Source organism: Spirochaetota bacterium (genome assembly GCA_026415295.1).
Lineage (GTDB): Bacteria > Spirochaetota > JAAYUW01 > JAAYUW01 > JAOAHJ01 > JAOAHJ01.
In genome coordinates, this window is record JAOAHJ010000039.1 from 44955 (window position 1) to 60373 (window position 15419).

Consider the following 15419-nt stretch of genomic DNA (forward strand, 5'->3'; position numbering starts at 1 on the left):
GCTCTTTCATTTTAAATCTTTTTTATATCTATTTGTCTGTTTTTGTTAAAAAAATAGATATTATTTTCTCTTTTAAACTAATTAACTTATTAAATATAATTTTATCAATGTTTTTTAAATCTTCTTTATTTAATAACTTAAGATTTAAAGGTTTATCAAACGCTACAAAAACATCTTTGCCTTTATTAACACCAAACTCACCAGGTTTACATACCTCTCTAGTACCATAAATAAAAGTTGGTACAAGTAAAGCATTGCCATAATATGCCGCCATTAGTCCACCTTTATATAAACTCTGCAATTCACCATCCTTGCTCATATAACCTTCAGGAAATAAAATTAAATTATTACCTTTTCTTAGAGAGTCAGCAATATCTTTTAATGATTTAATTTGAGAAGATTTATCATGCTTATCTATAAAAACTCCTCCTGAATGTCTTACCCAAAAATGAGTTACAAAAAAGGATGTAAATTGTTTGTTAGCTATATAACCATTAGGGACAGGGATAGATGCACTCAAAACTGGAATATCATAAGGTGAAAGATGGTTAGAAGCAAAAAGATAAGTTTCATTCAATTTTAGAAATTCTTCCCCTATAATTTTTAGATTTATTTTAGCAATTTTACATAAATCTTCCCCCCATGATTTCATCCTTAAATAAGAATATTCTTTCCAAGAAATAGTTTTCTTTTTCAAATAAGCAAATGGTATTTCAAATCCCAAAAGCAAAGTCCTCCATAATATTTTAAATGTAGTTAATAATTTACCTTCTTTATAAGCATTTCTTAAAAATGGTATTAACTTAAACTTACCACCTTTAATAAGTTTACTATATTTAAGTCCACCTTCATATATTTCTTCTTTTTTTCTAGTATGGAAAAAATTTACAATTTCTTTTTTATTCTCTTTTTCATTTTTTAATTTATTTTTAATATTTTCCATAATTATTCCCCTAAAGATAATAATTATTAATTAATTTAAATGAAAAAACCTATCTATATTGAACTTCTTTTTTGCTCCATAATGAAGATATAAAAAATAAATAGAAATTGGAATTAATATCGCTAAAACAAATGGAGACCAAATAAGATCAAACTTTCTAAATGAATAAAAACAAATTATAAAATCTATTAAAATACAAAAAAAAGATATATAAATTAAAATAAAACCAAATATATTCCAACCTTTAGTTTTAACTTTTAAAAAAGTTAAGTAAAAAAGTAAACATAAAACAATTACTGATATAATAATAGGTAATCCCAAAGTTAAAAACCAGTTTATTTTTTTATCAATAAAATCAATAAAAAAAAGAAATATTGATAAATCAATAAAAACTAAAAAAAGAGTCAAAAAAATTTTCCTATAAAGAAAAAAGATAATAGAAATTAAACCAAAGAAAAATATTATAGAAACAATGGGATAAAATACCCAATTTTTAGTTTGTGGAAATTTTATTAAAATAACAATAAATATAAATAAAGCTACCGAAAAAAATAATCCAATTATTGACCAAATTATTTTTATATCTTTAGAATTATCTCTTTTATCATTAAAAGAATTTGTTGAAATATTTGGATATAAATCCCCCTTATCATCAATATTGGTAAATGAAGTTACAAGTATTTCTCCACATAAAGGGCATCTATCTTTTTTCTGATCTATTTCTATACCACACCTCTTACAATATGGCATAAAACCTCCAAATTAAAAATTTGTTTTTACTTTAACTTTAATATTATTTTTAATGAAATTTTCTATAAAATACCGCTCTATTTTAGTACATTTACAAACTTTTCCTATATTAATAATAAGCTTATCTTGAAATCCTATAACACCTGTTAAATATTTTAAAGTATATGACGGGGAAGGAATAAAATCAAATGAATCAATGTATTTATTCATCTTTTCTGGCATTTTTATAATTCCTATATTTGAAACAGATGTTGAAACAGGTTTTGATCCAATAGCATCATAGGATAATTTCAATATAAAATCCTTAATAAATAATGGAATAATTTTAATAATAAATTTTTTTTCAGAAATTATATTTCTTTTAAGATATGGTAAAATATTCTTAGGAGTATTATACAATTTCATAAAATGATGAACATTGTTTAAGATTTCATCAAAAGTAAAAATTCCAAGATTCATATCAATAGAAGGATCTAAAATATATGAGAAATTCCTTAATGTATTTACTCCAAAATGTTTTCTTAAATTAACTGGAACTACAACAGTAATAGGTTGCTTTTTATTTCTTTTCCATAATTTTGAGTCATTTATATAATATCTTTGATATGCTTCAATCATAGAGGCAACAATAAAATCATTAATTGTCACTCCTAAGTTTTTTGTAACTTTAGAAATCTCCTCTATTGAAATTTCCAATCTCACTATAAAATATTCATTATTTTTGTTAGCATCACAATCAACCTTAAATGCTCTTATCTTTTTAGGAACTTTTGCAGTTTTTATATTTTTAAATCTTTGAAAAGCATCCTCATATTCTTCTTCATTTATCTTTTTTTTTGGAGTTATTAAATCTTCAAAATCAAAATCCTCTCCATACTTAAAATGTAAATAGCATCCTGTTAAAGCTTTCAAGAAAGTCAAGATACCATATCCATCAGTTAAAATATGGGTAGATTCTACAGAAATTCTATTCTTATATGGTATAATCTTTACAAGTAAATTATCATTAAATATTTTTAAACTTCTACATGGGTAAGTTTGTTCACATAATAATTGAGGAATTTTATCAGTTTTTTCAAAATAAAACCAGAATAAGCCTTTTTTAAGATAAACTTGAAAATATGGAAATCTTGGAAATACATAATTTAAAGTTTCTTCTAGAATACTTATATTAACAGGTTCTTTTAAATAAACAGACACCCTAAAAAAATTTGTATTTTTTGTATTTGTAATGCTTGGGTATATTTTTGCTGCATTATCCAGTTTAATCCAAGAAAATAAGTTTTTAACTTTTTCTTTTAATTCATTCATCAAAAAAAATATAAAATTAAATAAAAAAAATTCAATTAATCAAATTTTGTTAATAAAAATAATTATTTTGTTAAAACGCTTTTAAAAATTATTCTAATTGATAAAAATATATTAAAACATTAAAATTTTATATTAAAGAGAAAATTATTAATCTTTCAGATAGTTATTGATCTCTTTTTCTAGTGAATCTATCATTTTACTTATCTCATTTATCTTTTTTGTAAACTCTTCTAATGTTATATTGTTTAAATTCTCTTCTAACATTATTATTAGTTTATATATATCATTTAATTTATTAATAAATTCATCAAGTTTTTTAATATCTTTAATTTTAATATAAGCTTTATCAAGGACATCTTTCAATTCATTTAATTTCTTATTTAACTTCTCTATCTGTTCTTTTATATATTTTTCAAGATATTCTGAACTTTTATCTATTGTTTCTTTTTTCTCCTCTGAAGATAAAATTGGATAAAAACCAATTAGCATAGTATTTATAGAAGTTTGTGATTTTTCAATGTATTTTTCACCAAAAAGAATTCCAATAGCAGCATCCCCTTTTTTATATTTACTATCAAAACTTAAAGGAGAGAAACTTTTATAATCAAATAGGTTAATAACCATATCATCGTATGATGATAAAAAAATTCTTTCAGGCACAGTATAACCAGTTTTTCTAAAATAAAAAACTATTCCATAGGATGGATCTTTTGGATTATCTAAAGAATAAATTATATCAGGGATTGAAGTTTTTTCATAGACTCTAGCTTTTTCTATTAATCCAGTTGTTGAAACTCTAAAAGGAGTTAAGCTAGATTCGCCTAAATAAGTATCTACAACAAGGCCTAGAGTTATATAGTGTCCTCTTTTATCTTTATTTATTATCTCAAAACTTACTTCAATTCCAGTATTTAAATCATCAATTTTAACAAACTTTATTTTTTCAATAAAACTTAAATATGAAAGTTCAAAATTATAAACTATTGTATCTTTATCTAAAAATATCTCTCTTTTAATTGCACTTATTTTATCCAATTGAATCAGTGTTGTATCATATTTTATTAATATAATAGAAGTTAATGGCTTAGAAGGGAAAAAATAGTAAACTTTATATTTTTTAGAATAAACATTAAAAAAACCACTATCTTTATCAATTGTTATTTTAAACTCTTCATTTTCAAGTTCATTTTCTGCATATAATTTCAAATTTATAAAACCTTCTCTATTAAAAGGTATATCAAAATAAAATAAGAATAAAAAAATAATAGGCAATAAAATCAAAATAAGGCATTTATTCCTAGTATTTTTCATAAAAAAATTATCTTTAATATTTATTCCTCTATCTGAACTTTTTCAATCATTGATATTAACTCATTTAAAATAGCCATCTTTTTTTCAATAATTTTATTTAATATATCAAGTATTCTTAACTTCAAATCTAAAATAATGTTTTTCTTCTCTACATCTGTTTTTAATTTCTCTAATTCTTGTAATTTACTATCAATATTATCCTTTCCATTTTGATTCTTAACTTCTTCATTAGTTTGAGAAATGATATATTTTTGTGATTGAAGTTCTTCTACTTTTTTATTTAAATCATTTATCTGATTTTTTAATGAATTATTTTCAACCTTTAAATATTCTATAGTTTCATAAGCTTTATTCAAAGCTATCCTTAATTGCTCGTTTTCTATTTTTAATGTTGCATTTTCTACCTCAAGTTTATTTAGTTTATCCAATAATGTATTTACATCACTTGATATTTTTTCACTCATGTTTTTTTCATAAATTGCTATTTTATTTTTTAATTCTTCATTTTCTTTTTTTAGTTTATTAAGTTCTGCCTCAATCTGTTCAATATAATCAACTTTCTTTTCAGATTCATCTTTGAAACTAATATCTATTCCTTTTAATAAAAGATTTTTATAACTATTTATTATACAATAATATATATAGTATTTTTCTCTTAAAAAAAGATAATCTGAAAGATTTGTCAAATTATTTTTTGAAAATTTTAAGTTCTCATTAAAAGAATTATTAAAAAATAATTTATAATATTTTTCTTGTTGAACTTTGTTTTTAAGTAATCCATAAATTTCAGAAATATAATAATAACTATTTATATTAGTAATTCCACTACTATTTTTATCAAGATAATTAATAAAATAAGATAAAGCTTCATTATATTTTTTATTAAAGTAATTTAGTTTGCCTAGAAAGTAAAGAGAATCTACTTTAAAACTAAATTGATTTTCTGATAATGTAACCTTTAATAATGATTCCTTAGATTTTGAATAATTTTTAATAAGATAATAGGAAATCCCTAAAAAAAAATTATAATCTCCTGTTTTAGAAGATTCTGGATACTTGTTTAATAATATTTCTAATAAATTTATAGCTTCTGAATACTTATTATCTTTTAATTTTTCTAAGGAATTTATAAATAACGAATCTTCACTCTCTTCTACTGCATTTAAGTAACCTACTAAAGAAAAATATTTACTTAAAAAAATTGAAAATAAAAATAGAAATATAAAGAAAAGAAAGAAAAAAATACTTTTAGTACTAAAACACTTCATACTTTAAACTATCGGTTAATAGGAATTTTTTTTTATTTATAATTGCTTTCAATTTATATAGATTTCAAATTTTTTATTTGAGAAGTTTTTAAATTTTTTAATTTAGAAATTTCAGATGGAGAAAATAACTTTTGTATATCAATAATTAAAATTATATCCTCTTTGTTATCCCCTATCTTAGCAATACCAACTAAATACTCTTTTTGAATTCCTGAATTCAAAACTGGTGGTGGTTGAATAACACTCGAATCAATATCTATAACTTTCCTCACTTTATCGATTATAATAGCAATTTCCATCCCATTAACATTAACAACAAGAACTGTAGAAGAACTATCATCTGTTCCTTCAAAAACAAATCTTTGTTTTAAATCTACTATTGGTACTATATTATTTCTAACTTTAAAAACCCCCTTTATAGATTCAGGCATATTTGGTAATCTATATATAACTTCAAGTTTATAAACAGCTTTTACAAACATTATATCTATTGCATATATTTCACTACCAAGATGAAAGGTAACATATTTTTTCTCCATATTTACTCCACACTTATTAAAATTAAATAATAAAAAATTTTTTAGAACAACTTTTTAAATTTTTACACTTTAATAATAGTTTTTAATTAAAAAATAATAAATCAATTAAAAAAATTCTACAAAATTAAACTATTTATTAAAATTCTTCTTTAATTGCTATATTTATTTCTACGGTTCCGAAAGGTAAAATTAATGGGACTACAAGTGTTTCTAAATCTTTATCTCTTACTTCAACTTCTTTACCACTTATTATTGAAGGTGGGGTAAGATCAAAATTAAAGCCTTTGTCATGAAGTTTAGTAATAGATAAAGCAGTAATCATATTTGAAACTTCGGAAATAGTATCTTTAACAATTTCATCCACTTTTGTATATTTTTCACCATTCATTATAGAAGCTATTTCACAAGCTGTTTTTTCATTCATATCAAGAATAAGTCTTCCTTCTGCTTCTCCAATAAGTCCAACAATAACACCAACACCTTTAATTGATGAAACATTCTCTTTTAAATAAAGTTCCCCTCTTTTAATTTCAACTTGTAAAACTTCACTTAGAATTTCATAAGAAGCCTCAACAAATGGATTGATATACTCTATGTTCATATAGTCTCCTTTTGCTCAATATTCTCAACTTGTTGAAATTCAACTAGTTGATTAACATCAAGTATTAAAGCAATATCTCCATTTCCAAGTATAGAAGCACCTGAAATACCTGTTACTTTTGTAAGTTTATTGCTTAATGGTTTTATAACAATGTCTTCTTCACCAAGCATATTATCAACAACTAGTCCTACTTTTTTACCCTCAAAACCAACTATTACAAGGTAACCACTTTTAAAATCTTCTATATTACCCATACTAAAAAGTTCTCTCAATATAATTACAGATATAAATTCATTCCTTAATTTTATTACATTTTTATTTTCAATTTTAAATATTTCATTATACTCTATCCTTTTTGTTTCAAATATTGAATCAATGGGAATAGCATAAACTTCATTGTCTATATCAACCATAAGGGCTTTAATAATAGCAAGTGTTAAAGGTAACTTAATTGTAAAAGTAGTTCCATAACCAACTTTTGAATCAACTGAAACTGTCCCATTTAATTTTTCTATAGACTTTTTAACAACATCAAGACCAACACCTCTACCAGATACTTCAGAAACTTTTTTCGCTGTAGAAAAACCTGGTAAAAAAAGAAAATTATAAATTTCTGATATAGTCAAATTATCATTTGGAGAGATTAAACCTTTATCAATAGCTTTTTTCCTAACTTCATTATAATCTATTCCCCTTCCATCGTCAGAAACAGAAATATAGATAATACTTCCTTCATTTCTAGCAGAGATTTTAACTTTTCCAATAGGATTTTTCCCAATAGCTTTTCTTTCAGCTGGTGATTCGATACCATGATCTATACAATTCCTCAACATATGCATTAAGGGATCATTTAATTCTTCTATTATTGATTTATCAAGTTCTGTATCTTGACCTTCTAAGATAAGTTCTATATCTTTGTTAAGTTTTTTCTGCAAATCTCTCACTATTCTTGGAAACCTAGAATAAAGCTGTTCAATAGGTACCATCCTAACTTTCATAACACTATCACGCATTTGATTAATAATATTTGAATGAATGTGTATATCACTCTGTAAGTTATCAAGATTACTTCTTATCTGTTTAAATCCATTAGAAAAGCTATTTATAATTTTTTCAAAATTTTCAAATATCTCATTTCCAAAATCAATAAGATTTGTTTTTTCACCAAGTTTTATAATCAAATCTTTAATAGATTTTATTAAAATATCCTCATAATTAGAAATCTTAGAGATACTATCACTCAGCCTATTCAAACTATCTGAAAAAGAAGCTTTATTTATAACTAATTGAGATACCATATTAAGAAGTTCATCAACTCTTTCCGAGTCAACTCTAATAATAGTTTTCTGTTTAACCTGGACTGCTGGTGATTTATTTTCCTCAAATTTTTCCTCTTCATTCACATCATATTTAGAAATTGTTTTTTCTTCTGTTTCTCTTTTATTAAATTTTTCGCTATCTTCTTCATAAACCTCATTATTAGAATTATCCTCTTCTAATCCCTTTTCATAATTTTCAATTTTATCATCTTTATTATTATCAATTATTTTGTCTGCAGAAAATTCCAATAAATCATCTTTATTTAATTCTTTAATTATAACTTCTGTTGTAGTATCAGGTATATAAGTAAAATTATAAATAACTTCTCTATTCTTATTTGATGAAAAAAAATAGATAGTAAATTGATGAAACTCATTTTTTTTAAGTATTTCATATTCGGGATATGTATAATATACAACTCCAAGGTCTCTTAAAGAAGAATATACCTGAATTGGACCAACTGAAGCCATGGGATCATCCTTTGAAAAGTAAACAGTAATTTTATAAAGTTTTGTATACTCAAAATCAACATCAGAAAACATTTCATCTATTTTAGATTTTGGAATAGAAATATTTTTTTTATCTTCTTTTTCAATTAATTCATTTTTTTCTTCGTTTTGAATTTTTTGAGCTTCATACTCTTCTATTTTTTTAACTTTTTTATTATATTCTTCAACATTTTCTTCCTTTTCTTCTTTAATTACTTTTCTCTCTTTTTCTTTCTCATTTACATTTATAGAATACATAGATGGGATATTCTCTATTCTTTTTATAATATCTTCAATATCTGGTATTTTAACTTCATTATTTTGTTTTGCTTGAAGAAGTAATTTTAAAGTATCAATTCCTTCCAATATAATATCAATGAGTTCTGAGGTAATAGGTAAATTTTTATTTCTTCTAATAAAATCAAGGGAATCTTCAAAAATATGTGCAAACTTTGAAATATCATTTAATCCTAGAGTTGCTGAAGAACCTTTTATTGTATGGGCCCCTCTAAATATCTCATTTATCTTTTCTCTATTTTTATTGTCCTTTTCAAGCTCTATTATAGATTGTTCCATATTTTCAATCATTTCATTTGCTTCTACAATAAACTCAGAAAAAAACTCTTCAAAATTTTCAAGTTTTTCCATATAATTTTATCCTAATTTAATAATTAAAATTTAATCTTTTAAAATTTATAATTTATTTTTAATATTTTGTCAAATTAACTTTAATAAGAATTTATAATTAAAAATTACTTGACAATTATAAAAAAATTATTTAAATAAGTTTAATAAGGGAGAGATGGCAGAGTGGTCGAATGCGGCGGTCTTGAAAATCGTTGTCCCCTCACGGGGACCGGGGGTTCGAATCCCTCTCTCTCCGTTTTCTCACAAAAATGAAAAGATAATTAATTTTATATTGGCTTTATTTATTCTAATATTTTTATTACTAAAAATCTCATTTTAAAAATGTTCTTGATTAGAAATATTTACTTAATAATTTAAAATTTTCTTTATTAATTTTGAAAAAATTTACATAAAAAATTGAAAACTTATTATATCAATACAATGAACTAAATATTAGATTTTCAAAAATATCTTTTTCAGAAAGCCCTGATTTTAAAAGCAATTGAGGATACATAGAAATTCTAGTAAAACCTGGAATACTATTTATTTCATTGCAATATATTTCATTATTCTTATTATCATAAAAGAAATCTATTCTTGCAAATCCCTTTGCATTTAAAGCTTTTATGATATTTAAACTAATAGCTCTAAAATTATCTATAATTTTATCTTCTAGTTTTACAGGAATTTCAAATTTAGCTTCATTTTTAAGATATTTGTCTTCATAAGAATAAAATTCTTCTGAAGGGATAACTCTACCTGGGAGTGATATAAAATCAGTAAAATCTTTCAGTTTCAAATAAGAAACTTCTATTTCAAAACCTTCTATTTGTTTTTCAATAATTATTTTATCTGTCAAAAATATAAGTTCTTTTAAACTTGTCCAAAATTTCTCATAAGAATCAATTTTATAAACTCCAATTGATGAACCAAGATTTGATGCTTTGAGAAAAAATGGGAGTGAATATAATTTTTTAGATTTTTCAAATACTTCTTTAATAATTTCTTTATTTAAAAAATTATCCTTTATGTTTATAAATAATTTTTTCTGATAATATTCTATAGGATCTATTTTTTTGGATAAGATCATAAAATTTTCAAGCTCACTTGTTAAAATAAAATTGTATACTGGGTACCATATGAATGGGGCTACTTTAATATTGTTTGCAATACAAATATTTTTAAATATTACTTTATCCATACCTATCGCTGAATTTAGAGTATCAAAACCAATTAACTTCTTTTTTAATATAGAAATAAATCCTTGGAGATTTCCATCCTCTCCATAAGGACCATGTATCATTGGAAATATAAGATCATAATCAATTATCTTTTTAGCCAAAAATGAAATATCTTCTTTTTCATTTTCAACATCTTTTTGATCAAGTATTTTTTCAAGTGAAAATTTATCTATTATAGTTTTATTTTCTTTTTCAAAATAATTAAATATTTCATATGGACACCTTTTCGAATATATTAGATTATTTTTTGAAATATAAATTAGACTTAATTCTATATTTTTAAAATATTTTTTAATTGTATTATAACAATAATAAGCTGAAGCAATAGAGACTTCATGTTCTGGAGAAACACCACCAAATATTAAACACAATTTCATATTACACCTTTAATTTTTTCCAATAAATTAATCCTCAATAAATAATTTTCAATCTTTTTTAATTAATAAATATTTTTTATAAATTAAAAACTTTTTTCTTAAGTACTTTTTTTATATACCACCCAACCAAATCAAATATTTTTAATTCGGACTTATCAATAATATATGAATCGGAAGTTACTAAGACACCATTTTTATCTTTTAATTCAATTAAATAATTATCTGGATTTTTAATAGTAACCAATTCAAAATTTATTTTAGTAAACCTTTTATATGCGCTATTTTTGCTTATATAATTTATATTATTTATAAAATTATTTTTAATATTTTTAATATAATTTTCAAAGTCTTCTTTAATATTTTTAGAAAAAGAAACTGGTTCATCAAATAAAACAATAACTTTTTTTGGTTTAGCTTTAATAAAAAATTCAAAAATACAATAATAATATTTCTCAACATTTATCTTATGTATATTATGGCCTCCAATAAGTGAAATATCTCTTAAATATCCATCTAAACCAATAAAGACAACTTTACCTGTATAGAAACTATGAAATGTTAGTAAAATATTAAAAAAATCAATATAAATATTTTTATTTCTTAATTTCCATAAATATTTTAATCTCTTTTTCTTTCTTTTTATTAAAATTTCTTTTTTACAAACCCCCCTTTTTATAAAACCTCTCTCTACATTATTAAGTTTATAAAAATCTGAAACAATTTTAAATACATTATCTGCAGGATAATTTTTATTTAAAAAAGTTGAATAATCTTTTATAGCTTTTTTTAATAAATCTATTCTTATTTTATTCATCTGTCTTTACTATATTATGTATTATAATTATTTTTTTAATATTTTAATTAAAAATTTAATTTATTATTCTTTACAACTTGTTGAAAAATATTTTTAAAAAAATAAAATTAAAAAAGAAAAATAAAAACAATAATAATAAAATATAAATTAAACTAAAATGTAATTCTTTTTATTAATTTAATTTATGTATAAAAATAAAATAAAAAAAATTAAATATTTTATTTTTTTCTTAATTATAATTATTCTATTTTTTTATTATAATCATCAAATTTTCTCAAATGAATTTTTCATAATTTCCATTGTATCAAACTATGATCTAATAATTAATAATTTTAAATTTAAACCATATACCATAATTTATAATGACCAAGATTCAATCCATGAATTATTATCAATAAAAAATAGTATTAAAGAAATTAAAAAAAGAGTTAAAGGTGATCTTTTATTATTTATTAATTTTGACTCTATCGGTCTTGATATAATAGCATGTGATCTAAATAAAGAAAAAAAACTGTTTTCAAAAAAATTCTCTTCTAAAATATTCCCCTATTTTGATAAGTTTATTTTGGATTTCCTTGAAGATATAAACTTTTTATATAAATTTTATAAAAACTATAATTTTAATTTTATGTTTTTTCTAGGTATAAATAATTTTGAAATAATTTATAATTATTCAAACTTTTTATCCTTTTTCAAAACTTCTACTGAAAGCGATCTTGAAATGTTAATAAGAAATTATTTAATAAATAATTTTGTCAGAAAAGAAAATTTTGAAAAATTTTTTAAGGAAAATGAAATTAATAATTTGTATTCCAGTATAAAAAAAATTTCGAGCATTTGTAAAAAAAATTTAGATGACTATATTGATAAAACAGAAAATACCGAAAATTTTAAAATATTCAATTTTAGAGACAATATCAATTTTATTATCTTTAAAAAATCAATTTTAGATCAAAAAATTATACTTTTATTAAAAGAAAAATACCTTAATTATTTAGATTATAAATTAATCAATTTTATATTTCATTAACACTTTGAAATTTAACTTATAATACTTAAAATTCTTCAATAAAAAAACTTTTTAATTTTTCATATAAACTTTTAATAATAGAATCATGATCATTTTTGTTATTAAAAATAATAGAAGTAGCAAGATTAAATGATGCTAAAAAAATAGGTTCATAATTATTTTCTCTAAGAATATTTTTAACAAGATTAATTGAACCAGGAAAATTATTAAACCCTTCTCCAAGAATTGAAATTATAAAACCATTTTCTAGTATTGGATTAAATCTTTTTATAATTTCATTTTCTATAATCTCAATATTTTTAATAAATTCATAATCTTCAATTATTAAAATAGATCTTTTTATGTCTGTAAAAACACTATAAATATTAATATCATTTTTATCAAATATATCCAACAAAAAATCTAAACCAATATTGTTAAAAATGAATATCTTTAAATCTTTTTTTGATGTAATTCCTTTAATAAAGGGTTTTTCTTTTACATTTTCATTCATAAGTTTATCCATAACAAAAGTCCCTCCATTAGAATTAAAACTAGATTTTATATAATAAGGATATTTATATAAACTAGCTAAACTACAAGCTCTATCATGCATAACTTTTGCACCAGTAGAAGCAAAAAGTGAGGCATCAAAAAAACTCATTGTTTTAAAAGGTTTAACATCATTAACTATTCTAGGATCCACAGGGTATATGCCATCTACATCAGTATTTATATAACATTTTGAAGCATTTAATGATATTGCTAAAGCAATTGCTGTTAAATCTGATCCACCTCTACCTAATGTTGTTATCTCTTTTTCAAAAGACACTCCTTGAAATCCTGCAACTATTACTACTTTTTCTTTTTTTAATTCATCTAATATCCTATAAGGTTTTATTTGATTAATTTTTGCTTTAGTATGAGAACAATCAGTAATTATGCCAGATTGAGAACCTGTAAATGATATTGCATTAACACCAATATCATTTAAAGCTATTGAAAGAAGAGCCATTGATATTCTTTCTCCAGTTGTAAGAAGCATATCTATTTCTCTTTTTGGTGGATTTTTGGCAATATTATAAGCCATATTTATAAGGGAATCAGTCTGTTTGCCCATTGCTGAAACAACAATAAGAATATTATTCCCCTCACTTTTTAACTCTTTTACATATTGAGCTATCCTTTTTATCTTGTTTTCATCACTTACTGAGGAACCACCGTATTTTAATACAATTAACTCTTTATCCATAGATTATTTACCTATAATAATTATTCTTCAAAATTAAATTTAAATATAAATTGTACATTTCTTTCAATAACAACTTCTGGTTCAAAATCTCTAATTATAAATATTATATAATCAAGCAAAGATGGCGTAATTTGAAATATTTGAATGGCTTTTTCTCTTTCTATCCTTAGATTATTTATTGTCTCTATTACATCTTTTTCATAAGATTCAAAAATACTTTTAACTTCAATTAATTTATCTCTTATTAATTTAGAGCCTTCATTAAATTGTATTAAGATATTTTGAGTGTTTTTTAATGTAAATTCCCCTAAATCAATAATTTGAGGGAAATCGTATATTCCAGGGGCTTTAAATTCTTCTATTATTACTCCTTCAAGTACAACTTTTATTAATTTATTATTTAATTCAAAAAGACTAACTATTTTTTGATACATATTTTCATCTAAGGAAAGATAATCTTTCATATCTTTTAATATCTGAAGGAAAGCATTATTTAATTTAATTACTTTTTCAAGATTAGCAGAATATAAATTTAACAAATCATTTACACTTGAAATATAAGGATACAGACCTGATAATGTTTTGTAAAAAATATCTATCTGTTCAATTATTTGAGCTTCTGTATCTATTATTGTTTTAAGAAATTCTTTCATCAATTGATAATTCTGATAAATAGTATTCAATGCATTGTCAATATTTTTTATATTATCAAGAAATTGATTTGGTATATTGAAATTTAAAGGTGAACATGTAGCTATAAATGAGGGTAAGTTTTTCATATTACCTTTGAAAGTTATAGAAGCTTTAGCATCCGGATATGTAATCATTAAAAGGTTTATATTTATATTGTCACCAAAAAAATATTTTGTTCCAGATGTTACTTCTATATCTCTAAAGCTAGCTATATTTATTTGACTATTATTAGTAATAATAATTATATATGGAATTATCAAGTTTGTAGATATTTTTGCATTTGAATTATCCGGAAACTTCTGATAATTAATATCTTTTAGATATGTTTGCAAAGATCTTGCATAAAATTCTATTCTTAAAGTCCCATTTAAATTTGCTTTATTTTTTAAAATTTCATCAGGTTTTATTTCTTTATCATTAAAAAAGTATTTAGCAGTAAGTGAAATTGGCAAAAAAAATGTCTTTTCCAAAGAAGCATCAAGATATACTATGTTGTCATTTTTAAATTCTACCGTTGCAACATCCCCAGATATATTAAATGGGTTTCTTGCATCAAATGGTCTTATATTTTTAATATTTATTTTACTCCTAAAATTTAATATTTTACCAACAGCCCATCTGATTGTTCCTCTGAAATTTATTTTTGAAATATTACCATTTAAATCATTTTCAACATAAAATAATTCTACCTTAATAATTTTTAATGGATTTGCTATAATAATCATAGGAGGAATAATAAAATATATAAATAAAAATATAACAATCAATATCTTTAATTTTAATTTTAACATTTTTTCTTGTCCTAAAATTAATTTAATAAGATTAAGCTAATAACTCTTATTAAGAACATTAATAAATAAATAATAAATTGTAAA

Annotated in this window: 13 protein-coding genes and 1 tRNA gene; 2 read left to right on the forward strand and 12 right to left on the reverse strand. The window is 22.2% G+C overall.

The features are described from left to right. Positions 1–28 precede the first annotated feature (28 nt). From N3A58_08815 to N3A58_08850, 8 genes are all read right to left on the reverse strand, one after another. Positions 29–943 (reverse strand): 1-acyl-sn-glycerol-3-phosphate acyltransferase, encoded by a 915-nt coding sequence (locus N3A58_08815; protein ID MCX8059499.1) that lies wholly within the window; start codon positions 941–943, stop codon positions 29–31. Between the two features lie 30 nt (positions 944–973). Continuing rightward, complete coding sequence (locus tag N3A58_08820) at positions 974–1693, reverse strand: hypothetical protein (protein ID MCX8059500.1); 720 nt, start codon at positions 1691–1693, stop codon at positions 974–976. Between the two features lie 12 nt (positions 1694–1705). Beyond that, positions 1706–3004 carry a hypothetical protein gene (locus N3A58_08825; GenBank protein MCX8059501.1) on the reverse strand — a complete coding sequence of 433 codons (1299 nt, stop codon included), beginning with the start codon at positions 3002–3004 and terminating at the stop codon, positions 1706–1708. A 147-nt stretch (positions 3005–3151) separates the two neighbouring features. Next, complete coding sequence (locus N3A58_08830) at positions 3152–4315, reverse strand: hypothetical protein (GenBank protein MCX8059502.1); 1164 nt, start codon at positions 4313–4315, stop codon at positions 3152–3154. Between the two features lie 20 nt (positions 4316–4335). Further along, positions 4336–5583 carry a hypothetical protein gene (locus N3A58_08835; protein ID MCX8059503.1) on the reverse strand — a complete coding sequence of 416 codons (1248 nt, stop codon included), beginning with the start codon at positions 5581–5583 and terminating at the stop codon, positions 4336–4338. A 53-nt stretch (positions 5584–5636) separates the two neighbouring features. After that, positions 5637–6122 carry a chemotaxis protein CheW gene (locus tag N3A58_08840; protein ID MCX8059504.1) on the reverse strand — a complete coding sequence of 162 codons (486 nt, stop codon included), beginning with the start codon at positions 6120–6122 and terminating at the stop codon, positions 5637–5639. A 136-nt stretch (positions 6123–6258) separates the two neighbouring features. Then, entirely contained in the window at positions 6259–6723 is a 465-nt protein-coding gene (locus tag N3A58_08845) for a chemotaxis protein CheX (GenBank protein ID MCX8059505.1), read from the reverse strand. Continuing rightward, complete coding sequence (locus tag N3A58_08850) at positions 6720–9179, reverse strand: chemotaxis protein CheA (GenBank protein MCX8059506.1); 2460 nt, start codon at positions 9177–9179, stop codon at positions 6720–6722. The genes N3A58_08845 and N3A58_08850 overlap by 4 nt, the downstream gene beginning before the upstream one ends. A 148-nt stretch (positions 9180–9327) precedes the next feature. Here N3A58_08850 and N3A58_08855 point away from each other — a divergent pair. Further along, positions 9328–9414 (forward strand) — tRNA-Ser (locus tag N3A58_08855). Positions 9415–9591: 177 nt separating this feature from the next. Here the strand turns inward: N3A58_08855 and N3A58_08860 are convergent. Both N3A58_08860 and N3A58_08865 read right to left on the reverse strand, forming a co-directional pair. Then, on the reverse strand, positions 9592–10776 hold the full coding sequence (locus N3A58_08860; GenBank protein MCX8059507.1) for a hypothetical protein: 1185 nt from the start codon (positions 10774–10776) through the stop codon (positions 9592–9594). A gap of 76 nt (positions 10777–10852) precedes the next feature. Beyond that, a complete protein-coding gene (locus N3A58_08865) occupies positions 10853–11590 on the reverse strand; it encodes a DUF434 domain-containing protein (protein ID MCX8059508.1) in 738 nt (245 codons plus the stop codon). A gap of 184 nt (positions 11591–11774) precedes the next feature. On the opposite strand from N3A58_08865, the gene N3A58_08870 reads away from it, so the two are divergent. Continuing rightward, the gene (locus tag N3A58_08870) at positions 11775–12620 is read left to right on the forward strand and encodes a hypothetical protein (protein ID MCX8059509.1); all 846 of its coding nucleotides are present in this window, start codon (positions 11775–11777) and stop codon (positions 12618–12620) included. Positions 12621–12645: 25 nt separating this feature from the next. Here the strand turns inward: N3A58_08870 and N3A58_08875 are convergent, their stop codons facing one another. Continuing rightward, a complete protein-coding gene (locus N3A58_08875; GenBank protein ID MCX8059510.1) occupies positions 12646–13851 on the reverse strand; it encodes an aspartate kinase in 1206 nt (401 codons plus the stop codon). 20 nt (positions 13852–13871) lie between these two features. Beyond that, positions 13872–15335, reverse strand: a complete 1464-nt coding sequence (locus tag N3A58_08880; GenBank protein MCX8059511.1) for a hypothetical protein — start codon at positions 15333–15335, stop codon at positions 13872–13874. Positions 15336–15419 lie beyond the last annotated feature (84 nt).

Excerpts from the sequence above, each read along its gene's own strand:
- N3A58_08835 (MCX8059503.1), bottom strand. The coding sequence starts at position 5,583 with ATGAAGTGTTTTAGTACTAAAAGTATTTTTTTCTTTCTTTTCTTTATA.
- N3A58_08850 (MCX8059506.1), bottom strand. The coding sequence starts at position 9,179 with ATGGAAAAACTTGAAAATTTTGAAGAGTTTTTTTCTGAGTTTATTGTA.
- N3A58_08870 (MCX8059509.1), top strand. The coding sequence starts at position 11,775 with ATGTATAAAAATAAAATAAAAAAAATTAAATATTTTATTTTTTTCTTA.
- N3A58_08830 (MCX8059502.1), bottom strand. The coding sequence starts at position 4,315 with ATGAAAAATACTAGGAATAAATGCCTTATTTTGATTTTATTGCCTATT.
- N3A58_08820 (MCX8059500.1), bottom strand. The coding sequence starts at position 1,693 with ATGCCATATTGTAAGAGGTGTGGTATAGAAATAGATCAGAAAAAAGAT.
- N3A58_08880 (MCX8059511.1), bottom strand. The coding sequence starts at position 15,335 with ATGTTAAAATTAAAATTAAAGATATTGATTGTTATATTTTTATTTATA.
- N3A58_08815 (MCX8059499.1), bottom strand. The coding sequence starts at position 943 with ATGGAAAATATTAAAAATAAATTAAAAAATGAAAAAGAGAATAAAAAA.
- N3A58_08865 (MCX8059508.1), bottom strand. The coding sequence starts at position 11,590 with ATGAATAAAATAAGAATAGATTTATTAAAAAAAGCTATAAAAGATTAT.
- N3A58_08825 (MCX8059501.1), bottom strand. The coding sequence starts at position 3,004 with ATGAATGAATTAAAAGAAAAAGTTAAAAACTTATTTTCTTGGATTAAA.
- N3A58_08840 (MCX8059504.1), bottom strand. The coding sequence starts at position 6,122 with ATGGAGAAAAAATATGTTACCTTTCATCTTGGTAGTGAAATATATGCA.
- N3A58_08860 (MCX8059507.1), bottom strand. The coding sequence starts at position 10,776 with ATGAAATTGTGTTTAATATTTGGTGGTGTTTCTCCAGAACATGAAGTC.
- N3A58_08875 (MCX8059510.1), bottom strand. The coding sequence starts at position 13,851 with ATGGATAAAGAGTTAATTGTATTAAAATACGGTGGTTCCTCAGTAAGT.
- N3A58_08845 (MCX8059505.1), bottom strand. The coding sequence starts at position 6,723 with ATGAACATAGAGTATATCAATCCATTTGTTGAGGCTTCTTATGAAATT.